Annotated in this window: 14 protein-coding genes, 1 other RNA gene and 1 other annotated feature; of the genes, 12 read left to right on the forward strand and 3 right to left on the reverse strand. The window is 48.0% G+C overall.

The genetic code is table 11. The annotated features are described in order from the left end of the window. Positions 1 to 9 precede the first annotated feature (9 nt). From recJ to dtd, 4 genes are all read left to right on the forward strand, one after another. Complete coding sequence (recJ, locus tag H615_RS0111515; RefSeq protein WP_027955292.1) at positions 10 to 2,343, forward strand: single-stranded-DNA-specific exonuclease RecJ; 2,334 nt, start codon at positions 10 to 12, stop codon at positions 2,341 to 2,343. Further along, positions 2,333 to 2,845 (forward strand): adenine phosphoribosyltransferase, encoded by a 513-nt coding sequence (locus tag H615_RS0111520; protein WP_027955293.1) that lies wholly within the window; start codon positions 2,333 to 2,335, stop codon positions 2,843 to 2,845. The genes recJ and H615_RS0111520 overlap by 11 nt, the downstream gene beginning before the upstream one ends. 136 nt (positions 2,846 to 2,981) lie before the next feature. Beyond that, positions 2,982 to 5,186 (forward strand): RelA/SpoT family protein, encoded by a 2,205-nt coding sequence (locus H615_RS0111525; RefSeq protein WP_027955294.1) that lies wholly within the window; start codon positions 2,982 to 2,984, stop codon positions 5,184 to 5,186. Positions 5,187 to 5,201: 15 nt separating this feature from the next. Beyond that, the gene (gene dtd, locus H615_RS0111530; RefSeq protein ID WP_027955295.1) at positions 5,202 to 5,648 is read left to right on the forward strand and encodes a D-aminoacyl-tRNA deacylase; all 447 of its coding nucleotides are present in this window, start codon (positions 5,202 to 5,204) and stop codon (positions 5,646 to 5,648) included. A gap of 55 nt (positions 5,649 to 5,703) precedes the next feature. Here the strand turns inward: dtd and H615_RS0111535 are convergent, their stop codons facing one another. Then, the gene (locus H615_RS0111535; protein WP_027955296.1) at positions 5,704 to 7,218 is read right to left on the reverse strand and encodes an N-acetylmuramoyl-L-alanine amidase family protein; all 1,515 of its coding nucleotides are present in this window, start codon (positions 7,216 to 7,218) and stop codon (positions 5,704 to 5,706) included. A gap of 161 nt (positions 7,219 to 7,379) precedes the next feature. Continuing rightward, positions 7,380 to 7,600: a binding site (T-box leader), on the forward strand. A 66-nt stretch (positions 7,601 to 7,666) separates the two neighbouring features. On the opposite strand from H615_RS0111535, the gene hisS reads away from it, so the two are divergent. From hisS to ssrS, 3 genes are all read left to right on the forward strand, one after another. Further along, positions 7,667 to 8,947 carry a histidine--tRNA ligase gene (gene hisS / locus H615_RS0111540; RefSeq protein WP_027955297.1) on the forward strand — a complete coding sequence of 427 codons (1,281 nt, stop codon included), beginning with the start codon at positions 7,667 to 7,669 and terminating at the stop codon, positions 8,945 to 8,947. Position 8,948: 1 nt separating this feature from the next. Then, complete coding sequence (aspS, locus tag H615_RS0111545; protein ID WP_027955298.1) at positions 8,949 to 10,730, forward strand: aspartate--tRNA ligase; 1,782 nt, start codon at positions 8,949 to 8,951, stop codon at positions 10,728 to 10,730. Between the two features lie 66 nt (positions 10,731 to 10,796). Then, positions 10,797 to 10,989: non-coding RNA, 6S RNA (gene ssrS / locus H615_RS22080), on the forward strand. 51 nt (positions 10,990 to 11,040) lie between these two features. On the opposite strand, the gene H615_RS0111550 is transcribed toward ssrS, so the two are convergent. Together H615_RS0111550 and H615_RS0111555 are read right to left on the reverse strand one after the other, a co-directional pair. Continuing rightward, on the reverse strand, positions 11,041 to 11,700 hold the full coding sequence (locus H615_RS0111550; protein ID WP_027955299.1) for an RsfA family transcriptional regulator: 660 nt from the start codon (positions 11,698 to 11,700) through the stop codon (positions 11,041 to 11,043). 83 nt (positions 11,701 to 11,783) lie between these two features. Further along, positions 11,784 to 13,058, reverse strand: a complete 1,275-nt coding sequence (locus H615_RS0111555; protein ID WP_027955300.1) for a replication-associated recombination protein A — start codon at positions 13,056 to 13,058, stop codon at positions 11,784 to 11,786. Positions 13,059 to 13,170: 112 nt separating this feature from the next. On the opposite strand from H615_RS0111555, the gene H615_RS0111560 reads away from it, so the two are divergent. From H615_RS0111560 to H615_RS0111580, 5 genes are all read left to right on the forward strand, one after another. Then, the gene (locus H615_RS0111560; protein WP_035532016.1) at positions 13,171 to 13,860 is read left to right on the forward strand and encodes a YczE/YyaS/YitT family protein; all 690 of its coding nucleotides are present in this window, start codon (positions 13,171 to 13,173) and stop codon (positions 13,858 to 13,860) included. Then, positions 13,814 to 14,233: a cysteine metabolism transcriptional regulator CymR gene (gene cymR / locus H615_RS0111565; protein WP_027955302.1), complete on the forward strand. Its 420-nt coding sequence runs from the start codon at positions 13,814 to 13,816 to the stop codon at positions 14,231 to 14,233. Before H615_RS0111560 ends, cymR begins: the two co-directional genes overlap by 47 nt. 18 nt (positions 14,234 to 14,251) lie before the next feature. Then, positions 14,252 to 15,391, forward strand: a complete 1,140-nt coding sequence (locus H615_RS0111570; protein WP_027955303.1) for a cysteine desulfurase family protein — start codon at positions 14,252 to 14,254, stop codon at positions 15,389 to 15,391. Between the two features lie 20 nt (positions 15,392 to 15,411). After that, on the forward strand, positions 15,412 to 16,524 hold the full coding sequence (gene mnmA, locus H615_RS0111575) for a tRNA 2-thiouridine(34) synthase MnmA (protein ID WP_027955304.1): 1,113 nt from the start codon (positions 15,412 to 15,414) through the stop codon (positions 16,522 to 16,524). A gap of 85 nt (positions 16,525 to 16,609) precedes the next feature. Then, positions 16,610 to 17,269 carry a tetratricopeptide repeat protein gene (locus tag H615_RS0111580; RefSeq protein ID WP_027955305.1) on the forward strand — a complete coding sequence of 220 codons (660 nt, stop codon included), beginning with the start codon at positions 16,610 to 16,612 and terminating at the stop codon, positions 17,267 to 17,269. Position 17,270: the final 1 nt, after the last annotated feature.

Below are 17,270 nucleotides of genomic sequence, written 5' to 3' on the forward strand. Positions count from 1 at the left end.
GGTGAACTTATGATAGAAAGTAAGATGAAGTGGAAAATTACATATAACGATCCGGTCCAGGGAGATAGAAGCAGCCGCCCGGGCGGACTGACGCCGCTTACGAAGCAGCTGTTGGAAAAGCGGGGGATTTTTGAGCCGGAGGCGGAACAGCGTTTCCTGCACCCGTCTTTTGAGCAACTGCATGATCCATTTCTGATGGAAGGGATGGAAAAGGCTGTTGCACGCGTGAAAGAGGCTGCCGCAGCCGGGGAGCCTGTGCTTGTGTTCGGCGATTATGATGCAGACGGGGTCAGCTCCACTACCCTTATGATTGAGGCGCTGAGAGAGGCTGGGGTGGAATGCGACTTTTATATTCCCAACCGTTTCACAGAAGGATACGGCCCGAATAAGGAAGCCTTCCAATTTGCCTTCGATTCCGGGTATGGCGTCATTATAACCGTCGATACAGGAATTGCTGCAGTCGAAGAGGCGGCGTTTGCCAAAGAGCTGGGTCTGGATTTAATTATTACCGATCACCACGAAGTCCAGGAAACCCTTCCTGATGCGTTTGCCATCATCCATCCGAAAACATCAGCGGATTACCCGTTTCAGGAATTGGCAGGCGTCGGCGTTGCTTTTAAATTCGCTCACGCCCTTTTAGGAGAATGTCCGAAGCATTTTCTTGATCTTGTTGTCATCGGCACCATTGCGGACCTTGTCCCTCTTGTTGATGAGAACCGCGTCCTTTCCTACTTTGGTCTAAAGGCGATCTCCCAGTCCAAAAGGCCGGGGATTCAGGCCCTCCGGAATGTCTGTTCGATTGAAGGGGAGATGGATGAGGAAACGATCGGTTTCACCATCGGCCCGAGAATCAACGCTGTCGGCCGTCTTCAGGACGCCGCTCCGGCGGTTGACCTTTTGTTGTCCGAAAGTTTGGAAGAGGCTCAGGAAATGGCCGCTTTTATCAACCAGTTGAATCAGGAGCGTCAAAAGATCGTGGCTGCCATTGCCAAAGAGGCAGAGGAGATGGTTGTGAATGAACAGGGCGTGGCTGATGAAGTCATCGTTGTAGCCAAGGAAGGATGGAATCCTGGTGTGCTCGGTATTGTAGCTTCCAAGCTTGTCCGTCAGTTTGACAGGCCCGCCATCGTTCTTGGCGTTGATTCCGAAAAAGGGGTAGCCAAAGGTTCGGCCCGTAGTATCGATGCCTTTGATATGTTTACCAATTGTATGGAAGTCCGTCACCGGTTCCTTCATTTTGGGGGACATGCCCAGGCAGCAGGAATGACCGTAGAGCTGGATCAGCTGGATGCCTTGAGAGAAGACTTGATCGGCATTGCACGGAAAAAGCTGTCTGCTGATGATTACCAACAGGTGCTTGACATAGAAACCACTGTAGCTGTGGACGATGTCTCTCTGAAGCAGATTGAAGAAATTGATCAGCTCCGGCCGTTCGGTATGGGTAACCCTAAGCCTTTGTTTCATCTCAAGCATACCCCTAAAGAAGTACGGTTGATAGGAAGTAAAAAAAACCATCTGAAATTCCAATTCCAAGGTGAGCAGGTAAAAGTGGACGGCATTGCTTTTGGCCTTGGAGAGTTGTATACACAGCTGTCTCCGCATGCTGTTATGGACTTTGTCGGGGAGCTGGGTGTCAATGAGTGGAATGGAAGGAAAAACCTTCAGGTCATGATCAGGGACATCAGCGTAACAGAGTGGCAGCTTTTTGATCACCGCGGGTCCAGGCATCTTGAAAAAAATATAGCTGTGCCGCCACAGGAAAAGTATGGGGCTGTAAGTTTCCAAGATAAAGAGGCAGCCCCGTTCGACCTCCCCGTTCTGAAACCGGAACAGGTCATGGATGAATCTTCGTGGGACGGCCTTCTGATTCTGGATCTGCCGCGGGAAATGAAGGAGCTGACATCCATGCTGGAGGCCGTTCAAGTGAAGAAGGTGTATGCCTGCTATCACCTGGAAGAGAGTACCTTCCTAAAAACATGGCCGTCACGGGACCACTTCAAGTGGTTTTATGGTATGCTGTTGAAGCGCGGCCGTTTTGACATGAATAAAGAAGCGGATCTTCTGGCCGGGAGAAAAGGCTGGGACCGATCCATGGTGGAATTTATTTCAGAGGTGTTTTTTGAACTTCAGTTTGTTAAAATAAAAGATGGGATTTTAACGGTTGAATCCGAACCATCTCAAAAAGATTTACGTGAATCTTCGCTTTACATCGAACGCGAAGAACAGTTGAAAATGGAACAAACGCTATATTATTCCACATATAAAGAATTGAAGGAATGGTTCGACCGCTATCTGAACCAACGTTCGAAGCAAGTCAAGGAGGAAGTAGTTAATGGATTATAAAGAACATATTGCAATCGTACAGGACTGGCCGAAAGAAGGCGTCCAGTTTAAGGACATCACCCCATTGATGGATAACGGCCCTGCCTTTAAGTCCGCTGTTGACGAGATTGTAGAGTACGCGAAACAGCTGGAAATTGATATTGTCGTAGGTCCGGAAGCGCGTGGCTTTATCGTAGGATGCCCGGTTTCCTATGCTCTTGAAATCGGCTTTGCGCCGGTACGTAAGGAAGGGAAACTCCCTCGTGAAACCATCAAAGTGGATTACGGTCTGGAATACGGCAAAGATGTCCTGACTATTCACAAGGATGCCATCAAGCCTGGTCAGCGTGTTTTGATTGTGGATGACCTGCTGGCTACTGGTGGAACGATTGAAGCGACCATTGACCTTGTTGAGCAGCTGGGTGGAGAAGTAGCCGGATGCGCGTTCTTAATTGAACTTACGTATTTGAATGGCCGTGAAAAATTGAAAAACAACGACGTATTGACATTGATGCAATATTAATAGAAAAGAGTGCCCTTTCTTTAGGGCGCTCTTTGTTTTACAAGCGCTTGAAGTGTATGACTTTACAAAGAAGGTGCTTTTTTTGATAATGATGACAAATAACTTTAGAAAGTCTTAAAGGAATCAGGGTGATTGAATGGCGAAAGATACAGTTCTAACTGCGGAAGAGGTCATAGAACAGGCGAGTCAGTATTTAAATGAGTCGGACCTGGCTTTTATTCGCCGTGCCTATGCGTTCGCAGAAGAAGCGCACAGCAGTCAATTCCGCAAATCCGGTGAACCTTATATTATCCATCCCATTCAGGTTGCAGGGATACTGGTCAATCTGGAAATGGATCCTGAGACGGTTGCAGGGGGATTCCTGCACGATGTTGTGGAGGATACGGATATTACACTGGAGCAGATTGAGGAAGCTTTCAATGAAGAGGTTTCCATGCTTGTCGATGGCGTTACCAAATTAGGTAAAATCAAATACAAGTCCAAGGAAGCTCAGCAGGCGGAAAACCATCGGAAAATGTTTGTAGCTATGGCGAAGGATATGCGTGTCATCCTTATTAAGCTGGCTGACCGTCTGCATAATATGAGAACACTGAAGCACCTTCCGGCTGAAAAACAGCGGAGAATTTCCAATGAAACGCTGGAGATTTTCGCTCCGCTTGCCCACCGTCTTGGGATTTCAACGATTAAGTGGGAGCTGGAAGATACAGCGCTCCGGTATTTAAATCCGCAGCAGTATTACCGGATTGTTCACTTGATGAAGCAGAAGCGGAACGAACGTGAGCATTACATCGAAGAAGTGATCGATGAAATCCGTGAACAGCTGGACGATGTGAACATTGGTGCCGATTTAAACGGAAGGCCGAAGCACCTGTACAGCATCTACCGGAAGATGGTGCTGCAGAACAAGCAGTTCAATGAAATCTATGACTTGTTAGCCGTTAGAATTACCGTGAACAGCATTAAGGACTGTTACGCAGTTCTTGGAATCATCCATACCTGTTGGAAACCGATGCCCGGCCGTTTCAAGGATTACATTGCTATGCCGAAGCCGAACCTTTATCAGTCCCTTCATACAACAGTGATCGGCCCGAAAGGCGACCCGCTGGAGGTTCAGATCCGTACCCATGAAATGCATGAAATTGCCGAGTACGGAATTGCCGCCCACTGGGCTTATAAGGAAGGCAGGCAGACCGTATCCGGACAATCGTTTGAAGAGAAATTGACATGGTTCCGTGAGATTCTGGAGTGGCAGAGTGAAACTCATGATGCCGAAGAGTTTATGGAATCGCTGAAAGTCGATCTCTTTTCCGACATGGTCTATGTCTTCACGCCGAAGGGGGACGTCATAGAACTTCCTTCCGGCTCTGTCCCTGTAGACTTTGCTTTCCGTATTCACACAGAAGTGGGGAATCAGACAATCGGCGCCAAGGTCAACGGAAAAATGGAGCCGCTGGACTATGAGTTGAAAACCGGTGACATTGTGGAAATCATGACGTCCAAGCATGCATACGGCCCTTCAAAAGACTGGATTAAACTGGCCCAGACATCTCAGGCTAAAAACAAAATCAAGCAGTTCTTCAAAAAGCAGCAGAAGGACGAAAATACGTCCAAAGGGAAAGAGCTGGTGGAACGGGAAATCCGGAATTTCGGTCTTCAGCCGAAAGATGTATATACGCAGGACAACCTGAACCGAGTGTCTGAGAAGTTCAATTTTGCCAATGAAGAAGATATGTTTGCTGCTGTCGGATACCAAGGCATAACTGCGGCTCAGATTGCTACCAGACTTACGGAGAAGATAAGGAAGCAGAAGCAGAAGGAGCAGGATCTTGAGCAGACCCTGGCTGATGTAAGCACAACGGAAATCAAGAAGCCTTCCAGAAAAGGTAAAAAGGATTCCGGTGTCCGCGTCGAAGGTGTCGACAATCTGTTAGTGCGGCTTTCCAAGTGCTGCAACCCGGTACCCGGTGACGATATCATCGGCTATATTACCAAAGGGCGTGGAGTGTCGGTCCACCGTACCGATTGTCCGAACGTCCACACAGAGGAAGCGCAGACACGTCTTCTTCCTGTAAAATGGGAGACATCGGTCACCGATTCCAAACAGTATCATGTCGATTTGGAAATCTGGGGCTACGACCGGAGAGGCCTGTTGAACGAAGTGCTGCAGGCGGTCAATGAAACGAAAACCAATATTACTGCTGTTTCGGGTAAATCAGACCGGAATAAAATGGCGACCATCCACATTACGATTCTGATTCAGAATACAAATCATTTGAGAAAAATTGTGGAACGGATCAAACAAATACAGGAAGTATACACGGTACGCCGTGTTATGCAGTAAAAAGGGGAATAGAAGATGAAAGCCGTTGTCCAGCGTGCGGTTGATGCTTCTGTTACTGTTGAAAATGAAACGGTCGGAAGTATCGAGCGCGGTCTCGTAATCCTGCTTGGGGTTACACATGAAGATACAGAGGAAGACGCCCGTTATTTAGCTGATAAGATTCCTCATTTGAGGATTTTTGAAGATGAGCACGGGAAAATGAATCATTCTCTTAAGGACGTCGAGGGGCAGATGCTGTCCATCTCCCAGTTCACGTTGTATGGGGATACGCGTAAAGGCCGCCGGCCGAACTTTATGGGGGCTGCCCGGCCCGATACAGCCGCTCAGCTCTATGAGTCCTTTAATAAGATGGTGATGGATCAGGGAGTCCAGGTGGAAACCGGTTCTTTCGGAGCGATGATGAATGTGCAGTTAACGAACGAAGGACCTGTCACTCTTATTCTGGATAGTAAAGACCGATAAAAAACAGCTGCGGGAATCGTTCCCGCAGCTGTTTTTGTTTTGTTATAAGTCCAGCTTATTTAAAATATTGAATAAGTCCCTGGACAACCCCCTGGCTGACTTTCTGCTGATAGGAGGATGTACGTACGGTCTGCTCTTCACGGGCATCCGAAATGAAGCCGAGCTCCAATAGTGCAGATGGTTTCTGGTTCTCGCGGATAACATGGAAGTTGCCGTATTTAATTCCGCGGTCCCGCAGGCCCGTTTTTTGGACCATGCCTGCCTGAAGCGCTGAGGCAAGGTTTTTGTCTCTGGAATGATAATAGTACGTATTCAATCCGGTTGCTGAAATATACAAAGGAGCACTATTGTAGTGAAGACTGATGAATGCGTCGGCACTGGAAGCGTTGGAGTAGTAAGTTCTCGCTGATAGACCGACATACTCATTGCTGCTTCTTGTCATCAGGACGTCCGCACCAGCCTGCTCCAGTTGTTTCTTCAAAATAAGAGCTGTACTCAACGTCAGATCACTCTCGTAACTTCCGGCTCTTCCAACGGCGCCTGAATCACGCCCGCCGTGACCGGGGTCAAGCATAATCGTTTTTCCTTTCAAAGATCCTGAAGAATAATTGGTATGCTGGGCGCCTTTTGTCGTTTCCGTGACAATCCATCCGGCGACATAGGCTGTACTGCCGTTGAATTTGATCTTATACCAGCGTCCCTCTTCAGCGATGACATCAAATTGATCGCCCTTATGAGCCTGCCCTACAACTTTATATCCTGTCGATGGACCACTGCGGATATTGGTGTAGTTGTAGTCCAGTGTGACGGCTGCATTCGCCGTTGTCGTCCCTGAGGAGCTGTTTCCGCTCACAGGATCGACGAGCCAGCCGGCCACCCAGCCTGTCCGGCCGTTTCCCCACTTGATCTGGTACCAGCGATCCTTTTCGTTTATGTATTCATAAACCTCGTCTTTTTTAATCTGCGTCAGGATGGTCCCTTTTGTTGAATTTTGACTACGAACATTCAGGACCGGTGTGTCTACTTCAATCTTTCCAATAACAGATTGACTGCCGGAGCTTTCATTGGATGACGAGCTTCCGGATGAAGAAGTGGATGATTTCTTCTGGGCCAGATAATCCCCATGCACCCAGCCTTTGATGCTGCCGTGCTGGATATACACCCATTTCCCGCTGGATTTCTGCGGAGTTACGACATCATTCTTCATCAAGTACCCTTTGATTTTTCCGTCCAGTCCCGCCGAAGAGCGGATCCTTAAGTAATCATACTTGGAATAATACGTACCGGAAGCCTGTGAGGTTTCCTTCTTTACAGTGGTAAGCCATTTAGCTACCCATCCGGTTTTGCCATTCCATTTGATTTTCAGCCAGTTGTTCTGCTCTTTGACGATGGTGTACGTTTCGTTGGCGTGCACCTGGCCGATCCGGTTGTAGCTTGTATCAGGACCTGTTCTTACGTTCAGGTAATCCACCTGAATGACGGCTTGATCCGCATGCACCGTCCTGCTTTCAGCTTCCAGCATGCTGAAAGCAGCTAATAAAAAGACAATAAGAAAAAGTCCTTTTTTCAATATTTTTCCACCTCCTATTTCAATAAGCTCCTTTCACTATTCGACAAAAGACTTTGGTATCCTTCAAAGTTTGTGAATTATTTTCATACTTTTATCGAAGCATCAACTTGACATAAGTGGAAAGGAGAATATATGATAGAAATCAATTCTAACATGAAACGAAAAAACCGTTGAGGGAAAAAGTAATCAGCATCCATGCGGACAGAGAGGGAATACCATAGGCTGAAAGTATCCCCCCGTCACGTGCAGACGAAAGACATTCCTTAGGTTCTATGTCGAAATCCTTAGAGTAGGCATAGACGTACACAGGCGTTAACTGTTTTGAGCGGGAGCTGCAGGAAGCTCCAATCAGGGTGGCAACGCGGTTAAATCCGTCCCTTTTCCGTAACAGGAAAAGGGACGGATTTTTTTGTGGGAAAAAATGGTTGAAATGACAGGAGGAATAATTATGACGATCAATGCACCGAGAGGTACGCAGGATATTCTGCCGGGTACATCAGAAAAATGGCAGTACGTGGAGCAGAAGCTGGTGGATTTGTGCCGCCGCTTTAATTATAAAGAAATCAGAACCCCGATTTTTGAACACACAGAATTGTTTCAGCGGGGAGTAGGCGACAGCACAGATATCGTACAAAAGGAAATGTACACATTTGAAGACCGTGGGGGGCGCAGTATTACCCTTCGTCCGGAAGGCACCGCCTCTGTAGTCCGGGCTTATGTCCAGAACAAAATTTACGGCCTGCCGAACCAGCCGTCCAAATACTTCTACATGGGGCCGATGTTCCGGTATGAGCGTCCGCAGCAGGGAAGAATGCGCCAGTTCGTTCAGTTCGGCATTGAAGCACTCGGAAGCGACGATCCGGCGATTGATGCAGAAGTACTGTCCCTTGCTTTGAATTCCTACAGGGAACTCGGCCTCTCCTCCTTGAAACTGGTATTGAACAGCCTTGGGGATGCAGAAAGCCGTGAAGCTCACCGGGCGGCGCTTGTCCGTCACTTCGATCCACATCGTGAAGAGCTGTGTTCCGATTGTCAGGTACGCCTTGATCAAAATCCGCTGCGTGTGCTGGATTGTAAAAAGGACAAGGATCACCCGGCCATGAAAACGGCTCCTTCCATCCTGGAATACTTAAATGACTATTCTAAAGATTATTTTGAGAAAGTGAAAAGTTACCTGGATGCGATGGGTATTGAATATGTCATTGACCCGAATCTTGTACGAGGTCTTGATTATTACAATCACACCGCTTTTGAAATCATGAGTGAAGCAGAAGGGTTCGGTGCGATTACGACATTAAGCGGAGGCGGCCGTTACACAGGGCTTGTTCAGGAAGTCGGAGGCCCGGAAACGTCCGGCATCGGTTTTGCAATGAGCATTGAACGCCTTCTGATGGCTCTGGAGGCTGAAGGTGTTGAGCTGCCTGTCGATGAAGATCTGGACTGTTATGTCGTGGCTCTTGGCAACGAAGCGCAGGTCGAAGCGGTCCGTCTTGCAGATGCCATGCGTCTGGCCGGTCTTCAAGTTGACAAGGATTATCTGGGTAAGAAAATGAAAGCCCAGTTCAAGTCAGCGGATCGCTTGAATGCGAAATACGTACTTGTCCTGGGAGAACAGGAACTTGAAAACGGGGTCATCAATGTGAAGGAAATGGCCACAGGCGAACAGAAGGAAATCGAACTTGGTTCGGTGATTGAATATATGAAAGAACAGATGGCAGGAGGAAAGTAAGATGACACGAACTCAAAGCGGAACGATCCGCAAAGAACATCTAGAACAGGAAGTTACTTTAAAAGGCTGGGTGCAGAAGCGTCGGGATCTGGGCGGTTTAATTTTCATTGATCTGCGCGATCGTTCCGGACTGGTACAGGTGGTATTCAACCCTGAAACATCCGCAGAAGCTCTCAAGACAGCGGAAGACGTAAGAAGTGAGTATGTACTGGAAGTCAAGGGGCATGTGGTTGCACGTGATCCTAAAACGGTCAATGTGAATCTTGGAACTGGGGAAATTGAAGTCGCTGCCCAGGAAGTGACGATCCTTAACAAGGCTAAAACTCCTCCATTCATGATCGAAGAGCAGTCCGAGGTATCTGAGGACCTCCGCTTGAAATACCGTTATCTTGACCTTAGAAGAAAAGAAATGCAGGAAACGTTCAAAATGCGTCACCAGACGACCCAGTCCATCCGCAGCTTCCTTAACGAAGAGGAGTTTCTGGATATGGAAACGCCGATGCTTACGAAGAGCACGCCGGAAGGGGCCCGTGACTACCTTGTTCCGAGCCGTGTACATGAGGGTGAGTTTTATGCGCTGCCGCAGTCCCCTCAGTTATTTAAACAGCTGTTGATGATTTCAGGTTTTGAAAAATATTATCAAATTGCGCGCTGTTTCCGTGATGAAGACCTTCGTGCCGACCGTCAGCCCGAATTCACTCAGGTGGATATTGAAACATCCTTTATGACTAAAGAGGATATCATGGCCATGACAGAGCGGATGATGAAGCGCGTCATGAAAGAAGTCAAAGGACTTGATATTGAGACGCCGTTTGTACGTATGCCCTACACAGAAGCGATGGAACGATTCGGTTCAGACAAACCGGACACCCGGTTCGGACTTGAACTGGTCAATCTTTCAGACGTTGTGAAGGATTCCGGATTCAAAGTCTTCCATAGTGCGGTAGCATCCGGAGGACAGGTCAGCGCCATCAATGTGAAGGGACAGGCGGATGCCTTTTCCAGAAAAGATATTGATAAGCTGACCGAAGACGTCAAAGTGTACGGAGCGAAAGGACTGGCCTGGTTGAAAGTGAAGGACGGGGAATTCAACGGTCCAATTGCCAAATTCTTCGCTGAAGAAGAGGCTGGAGCCATAAAAGATAAGCTTCAAGCGGAAGACGGAGACCTCCTTCTGTTTGTTGCGGATAAAACGGAGATCGTCTGGGACAGCCTCGGTTCACTGCGCCAGAAACTTGCGCGCCGCCTCGACCTTATCGATGAAACGAAATTCAACTTCTTATGGGTAACCGACTGGCCGTTATTCGAATACGACGAAGAAGCCGGCCGCTATTTCGCAGCTCACCACCCGTTTACGATGCCTGCCGGCGGGGATCTGGAGGAATTGAAGAAAAACCCTCGTGATGTGATGGCGGAAGCGTATGATATCGTCCTGAACGGATATGAGCTTGGCGGTGGCTCCCTTCGTATTTATGAAAAAGAAATGCAGAATGAAATGTTTGATGTGCTTGGTTTCAGCAGGGAAGAAGCGGAAGAGCAATTCGGCTTCCTGCTTGAAGCTTTGGAATATGGGACGCCTCCACATGGAGGAATTGCCTTTGGTCTTGACCGTCTTGTGATGCTTCTTGCCGGACGGACAAACTTGAGGGATACCATTCTGTTCCCTAAAACGGCCTCTGCGTCCGATCTATTGACGGAAGCCCCCGGCACGGTCAGTGAAGCTCAGCTGGATGAACTTCATCTTCAATTGAAGCCGTCGGAAACATTGAAATCTGACCAGTAAATTTTCATCTTCATTCTTGATAAGCTTATGTAAATATGCTAAGATGAATTTACAAAATTAAAGAAACCAATCCTGATGTGTACGTTGTTCGAATGTACGTTTTGACCGAACATTTTTGATACGGGAGCCTGGTGTTTCCACATGGAATGCACGCCTCATAACCATCACTGATGGGAGGACGCAAGAAATGTGGAACAGGGCACCCACCTGCCTAGAGCGGGTTCAAAACTCATGATGCAACGGCACGATTGGGATTGGTTTTTTTATGTACAAAGAGGAGCTCTCTGAATAGAGAGCTCCTCTTTTGCATTTATCTGGCGATATTTTCGAGATTCCCGTTCTTTTCCATACGGAACTGCGGCTTGTAATCCTGTTCAGGTTCATCGAACATAACCATTTTTCTGGCTCTGTCCATAATTTGAATCAAGGCTTGATAATCTTCTGTCACGGATTCCAGTTTTCTATGAAGCTGGGTGTTCTGCTCGGATAGGGATTGATTTTCCTTCTCCAATTCATTGAGGCGGGCCTGGACACCAGTCTGACCGGAAGATTCCTGTTGAAGCTCCTTAAGGAACTGAATGACTTCGTTCAAGCCGATCTCTTCCTGGAGAGCCATCGAAGGGGATTCGGCTTCTGTCGTTTCCTGATCTGGGAGCTTGAAATCTTCCGGATCAGGGGATGGTGGATAATAAGCAGCCGGCTGAGGTTTCTGATACGCCTGCTGTTCTTTGGCCTCTTTCCTTTTCTTTTCCTTGCGCTGTTTTTTAGCCAGTTCAACGGCCTGTTCATATTTCTGGCGGACTTCAGCATTCCAGCGGAACCCGCAGGCTGCAGATGTCCGGTTCAACAGATCACCGACCTCATCGAAAGCTTTCAGTTGTGTACTGCCTTCTCTGATGTGCCTCAGCACCGTTTCCGCTAATAGTAAATCATCTTCATGAGACCAGGCATCCTGCCTTACTTTAGGCATCTTCATCACTCCTAAATCTAATTGAAAAGGTAATAGTTTGTCAGATTTAGTAGTAGTGTAGCCAACATAAGACAGGAATATACTCAGGTGGTCCGCTGTTTATTAATCCTGCTGTATACCTGTTCCAGAGCCTGTTCAAATTTTCCAGTCTTCTTCGGTTCATAATACCGCTTATTTTTCAGTGTATCCGGCAGGTACTGCTGATCGACCCAGGCATTATCATAGTTATGTGGGTATTGATAACCGATTCCACGTCCGAGTGCTTCTGCTCCTTTATAATGAGCATCCTTTAAATGGGCGGGAACATCACCGCTTTTTCCTTTACGGATATCGGATAACGCGGCATCCAGTGCTTTATAAGCGCTGTTGGACTTTGGTGACAGGGCGAGTTCTGTGACGGTTACCGATAAAGGGATCCGCGCCTCCGGAAAACCAATCCGTTCCGCTGCTTCGACGGCTGCGAGTGCCCTTGGACCTGCCTGCGGGTTGGCCAGACCGATGTCCTCATAAGCAATAACAACGAGCCTTCTGGCGATGCTGTCCAGGTCACCTGCTTCGATTAAACGGCCGAGATAATGCAGGGAGGCGTTGACATCACTGCCCCGGATCGATTTTTGAAAGGCTGACAAAACATCGTAATGAGCATCTCCGTTCTTATCGTGGGAAAAGCTTTTTTTCTGCATACATTCCTCGGCGGCTTCAAGATCAATGGAGATTGTTCCGTTGTTCTCCGGTGTGGAGAAGGCGGCGAGTTCCAAGCCGTTCATGGCTGAGCGGAGGTCTCCGTTTGAAGCCCCTGCCAGATGGTCAAGCGCGTCGTCACTGATTTCAATGGATAAATGCCCGAGCCCTTTCCCGTCGTCTTCTACCGCACGGGTAAGGGCCTGTTTAATTTCATCCATCGTCAGTTTCTGCAGTTCGAACAGGTGACAGCGGCTGCGTATGGCCGGGTTGATGGAATGATAAGGGTTGCTTGTTGTACATCCGATCAAGGTGATCCGGTTATTTTCAAGGTGGGGAAGCAGAAAATCCTGCTTCGCCTTATCCAGGCGGTGCACTTCATCAAGGATAAGGACGAGCCGGCCGTGCATTTTTGCCTCTTCGACAGCAGCCTCCATATCTTTTTTCTTATCTGTAACAGCGTTCAACATTTTAAAAGGAATACGTAGACTTTTAGCTAGCGCCGTTGCCATCGATGTTTTACCTGTCCCGGGCGGTCCGAACAGGATCATCGAAGCCAGGCGGCCGGCCTTGACCATTCGGTTGATTGTTTTTCCCTCGTCAACGAGGTGGGACTGCCCGATGATTTCATGAATATCCTCCGGGCGCATCCGGTAGGCAAGAGGTTGCTGACTCATGGTTCATTCTCCTTTAAGGGGTGATAAATGTAAGCGTAGAATGATTGCACATAAAATGCAAGGGACTTGCCATCCATGCTATAATAGCGTTTGGTATAATAGAGAGAGGAGGATGGCCGTGCAATCGACCACGAATAAAAAGCGTGCCCTGTGGCTTCGCTGGACCTTTTTTTGTATGGGATTGATCATCCTCGGAATGGGCATTTCAATGACTATGCAGGTCAAGGACTTCGGTATCGGTCCATGGGACGTATTTCACTACGGCCTTTTCCTGCAGCTGGGACTGACAGTTGGAACATGGTCCATTATCGCCGGTCTTTTCATTGTCGTTGTAAGTTCCGTACTTCAGAAAAGATGGCCGCAGATCGGGACCATTTTAAATATGGTTTTTATAGGTGTATTTATTGATTTCTTTAATTGGCTGCTGCCCGAACCTCACATGTTATGGATGCAGCTTCTTGTATTTGTGTCAGGAATCTTTGTCACTGCTCTTGGTATCGGGATCTATGTGGCCCCTGAAATTGGAGCAGGTCCGAGAGACAGTCTGATGCTGTTGATTACTGAGAAAACCGGATGGAAGGTTTCGAGTGTCCGGAATGGAATAGAAATCATCATTGCTGTATTTGGTTTTCTTCTGGGTGGACCTGTTGGAGCAGGGACTGTATTCATTGCTTTATTCTTGGGTACATTTGTAGGATACACACTGCCTCATGCAAAAAGATGGCTGCAGTTTTTAATAATGAAGGGTGAACTATATGAAGATATCTACGAAAGGCCGTTACGGGCTGACCATTATGATTGAACTGGCAAGAAAGTTCGGGGACGGTCCGATTTCCCTGAAGCAGATCGCCAGGGATAATGATTTGTCCGAGCACTACTTGGAGCAGCTGATTGCTCCACTAAGGAATGCCAGCTTGGTGAAAAGTGTCCGCGGAGCTTACGGTGGCTATATGCTGACCAAAGCCCCGCACGAAATTACTGCCGGTGATGTCATCCGCGTCCTTGAGGGACCGATCACTCCGGTGGAAGGCATAGAAAATGAGGAGCCTGCCAAACAGGCCTTATGGAAAAGAGTCCGGGATGCCGTGAAAGATGTGCTCGATACGACAACTCTGGAAGACTTAAAAGATCATGTAGACGACCAGACCCAGGACGCCTATATGTTTTACATTTGATTCATGGGAGGGAATTCTATGAAATCCATTTATTTGGATCATGCAGCGACGACACCTGTCCACCCGGATGTGGTGGAGGCGATGGTGCCTGTCTATCAGGAGACATTCGGCAACCCTTCCAGTGTTCATCAGTTCGGAAGGAAAGCAAGAAGCATCCTGGACAAGGCGCGTCGTCAAGCGGCATCCAGTCTGAATGCGGATGAAAAGGAAATTGTGTTTACAAGCGGGGGTACGGAGGCGGATAATCTCGCTGTCATCGGAACGGCCCGCGCAAATAAAGCTAAGGGAAGTCATATCATTACCACTTCGATTGAACATCATGCTACATTACATGCAGTCGAATTTTTAGAAACAGAAGGTTTTGATGTGACCTACCTCCCTGTTGATGAAAACGGCCTCGTTCAACTTGAGGACATCAAACAGGCGTTAAGGGAGGATACCATCCTCGTTTCGATCATGATGGTCAACAATGAAACAGGGGCTGTCCAGCCGATTGCAGAGACAGCAGAATTGTTAAAGGACCATCAGGCTTACTTTCACTCCGATATCGTACAGGCCTACGGGTTGATGGAGATGGATGTGAAGGAACTCGGTGTAGATCTTCTTGCTGTGTCCGGTCATAAAATCAACGGCCCTAAAGGCGTCGGCTTCCTTTATGTGAAGGAGGGCACCGTCCTTTCTTCTCAGCAATACGGAGGAGAGCAGGAGCGGAAACGCCGGGCGGGTACAGAAAATGTGCCGGCGGTTCGGGGACTTCAGGCTGCGATTGAAGTGATGGAAGCTGAGCGTTCGACGTATCAGGAAAAGTATCTTCATTATAAAAGAAGTTTTATCCAGACATTGAAGGATCAAGAAGTTGCGTTTGAAGTGAACGGAAAGGAAGAGACAACGGCCGCTTCCATTGTAAACATCAGTTTTACAGGAATGAACGTGGAAACGCTCCTTACGAATTTCGACCTGTCCGGGATTGCTGCATCGAGTGGAAGTGCCTGCACAGCAGGTTCTGTGGAGCCTTCCCATGTGCTGACAGCTATGTTCGGAACCGGTCATCCGAAAACGACAAATTCGATTCGATTCAGTTTTGGTTTGGCTAATAATGAGGACGACGTGATAGAAGCGGCTGAGAAGATCAGCCAGATCATCAAGCGTCTCGCTTGATTTAAGGAAGGTGAAAGATAATGAAAGAACCGAAAGACACACGCGTCGTAGTCGGTATGAGTGGAGGAGTGGACTCTTCCGTAGCGGCCCTGATGCTCAAAGAGCAGGGGTATGACGTTGTGGGTATTTTTATGAAAAACTGGGATGATACAGATGAGAACGGCGTCTGTACAGCAACAGAGGATTATGAGGATGTGATCCGTGTCTGTAACCAGCTGGACATCCCGTATTATGCCGTGAATTTTGAGAAACAGTACTGGGATAAAGTATTTACTTACTTCCTTGATGAATATAAAAAAGGCCGGACACCGAACCCGGATGTCATGTGTAATAAAGAAATCAAGTTCAAAGCGTTTATGGATCACGCCATGTCGCTTGGGGCTGATTACCTGGCTACCGGCCATTACGCGCAGATCCGCGAAAATGATGGACAGTATGAAATGCTGCGCGGGAAAGATAACAATAAAGACCAAACCTACTTCCTGAACCAGCTATCCCAGGATGTATTGTCTAAAGTCATGTTCCCGCTCGGGCATCTGGATAAGAAAGAAGTACGTGCCATCGCCGAGGAAAATGATCTGGCAACAGCCAAGAAAAAAGATTCCACCGGCATCTGCTTCATCGGTGAGCGGAACTTCAAAGAGTTCTTAAGTGAATTCCTGCCTGCACAGCCGGGCCGGATGGAAACCCTGGATGGAGAAGTGAAAGGCCAGCATGACGGTCTGATGTACTATACGCTTGGACAGCGCCAAGGGCTCGGAATCGGCGGCGCCGGTGATCCATGGTTCGTCGTTGGAAAGAATGTAGAAGCTAACATTCTTTACGTCGGACAAGGCTTCCACCATGATGCTCTCTACTCTGATGGTCTGATGGCTTCAGAAGCGAACTGGACGAGTGGAAAAGCACCAGAAGCTCCGTTTGAGTGTACGGCAAAATTCCGTTACCGTCAGGATGACAGCCGTGTAACCGTGCATCCGGCAGAAAATGGAAACTGGAAAGTGGAATTCCACGAACTAGAGCGTGCAATCACTCCTGGTCAGGCCGTCGTTTTCTATGATGGGGATGTCTGCCTTGGTGGTGCCACCATTGACACAGTATTGAAAGAGGATACAGCCCTCAACTATGTAGGATAATAAAAAAGTCATGTCCATCTTTGGAGGGGCATGACTTTTTTATGTGATTCGTATTAAAATGAACGTTGGAAAAGGAGTGGATAATATGGATAAATTGAAACAGGGGATCCAGGAAATGCAGAACCACAATTATGAAGAGGCGGCGAGGCTTTTCACAGAAGCCATCGATGAAAATCCGAAAGAGCCGGTCGGGTATATCAACTTCGGAAACCTCTTGATGCATATGAACGAAAATGAAAGGGCCGTGCGGTTCTTCAACCGAGCCATTGAAATCGATGAGACGGCAGCCACCGCTTATTATGGTCTTGGCAATGCTTACTATGAGCAGGAGAAATATACGAAAGCGCAGGAGCAGTTCCTTCTTGCTGTGAAGAATGGTCTGGAGGAAGCGGATGTTCACTTTATGCTCGGCATGACCTTCATTCATCAGGAGTATGTCAAACTGGCTCTGCCTTACCTTTTACGGGCAGCCGAACTGGCTCCGGATGACGTGGATGTTCAGTTCCAGTATGGGCTGTGTCTCGCACAGAACGGGCAGATCGATGCGTCTGAAAAGGTGATGAATCATGTGCTACAATTGGAGGAACAGCATAGTGATGCCCACTATAATCTGGGCGTAGTGGCGCTTCATAAGGAAGATGCTCATAAAGCCCTGGATCATTTCCGACAGGCACTGGAGATCAATCCCGAGCACATGCTCGCCGCTCATGCGAAAAGCCAGGTGGAGCAGGCGTTAAACGAGTAAG

This window comes from Halobacillus kuroshimensis DSM 18393 (assembly GCF_000425705.1).
Lineage (GTDB): Bacteria > Bacillota > Bacilli > Bacillales > Halobacillaceae > Halobacillus > Halobacillus kuroshimensis.

Excerpts from the sequence above, each read along its gene's own strand:
- recJ (WP_027955292.1), top strand. The coding sequence starts at position 10 with ATGATAGAAAGTAAGATGAAGTGGAAAATTACATATAACGATCCGGTC.
- H615_RS0111520 (WP_027955293.1), top strand. The coding sequence starts at position 2,333 with ATGGATTATAAAGAACATATTGCAATCGTACAGGACTGGCCGAAAGAA.
- H615_RS0111525 (WP_027955294.1), top strand. The coding sequence starts at position 2,982 with ATGGCGAAAGATACAGTTCTAACTGCGGAAGAGGTCATAGAACAGGCG.
- dtd (WP_027955295.1), top strand. The coding sequence starts at position 5,202 with ATGAAAGCCGTTGTCCAGCGTGCGGTTGATGCTTCTGTTACTGTTGAA.
- hisS (WP_027955297.1), top strand. The coding sequence starts at position 7,667 with ATGACGATCAATGCACCGAGAGGTACGCAGGATATTCTGCCGGGTACA.
- aspS (WP_027955298.1), top strand. The coding sequence starts at position 8,949 with ATGACACGAACTCAAAGCGGAACGATCCGCAAAGAACATCTAGAACAG.
- H615_RS0111550 (WP_027955299.1), bottom strand. The coding sequence starts at position 11,700 with ATGCCTAAAGTAAGGCAGGATGCCTGGTCTCATGAAGATGATTTACTA.
- H615_RS0111555 (WP_027955300.1), bottom strand. The coding sequence starts at position 13,058 with ATGAGTCAGCAACCTCTTGCCTACCGGATGCGCCCGGAGGATATTCAT.
- H615_RS0111560 (WP_035532016.1), top strand. The coding sequence starts at position 13,171 with ATGGCCGTGCAATCGACCACGAATAAAAAGCGTGCCCTGTGGCTTCGC.
- cymR (WP_027955302.1), top strand. The coding sequence starts at position 13,814 with ATGAAGATATCTACGAAAGGCCGTTACGGGCTGACCATTATGATTGAA.
- H615_RS0111570 (WP_027955303.1), top strand. The coding sequence starts at position 14,252 with ATGAAATCCATTTATTTGGATCATGCAGCGACGACACCTGTCCACCCG.
- mnmA (WP_027955304.1), top strand. The coding sequence starts at position 15,412 with ATGAAAGAACCGAAAGACACACGCGTCGTAGTCGGTATGAGTGGAGGA.
- H615_RS0111580 (WP_027955305.1), top strand. The coding sequence starts at position 16,610 with ATGGATAAATTGAAACAGGGGATCCAGGAAATGCAGAACCACAATTAT.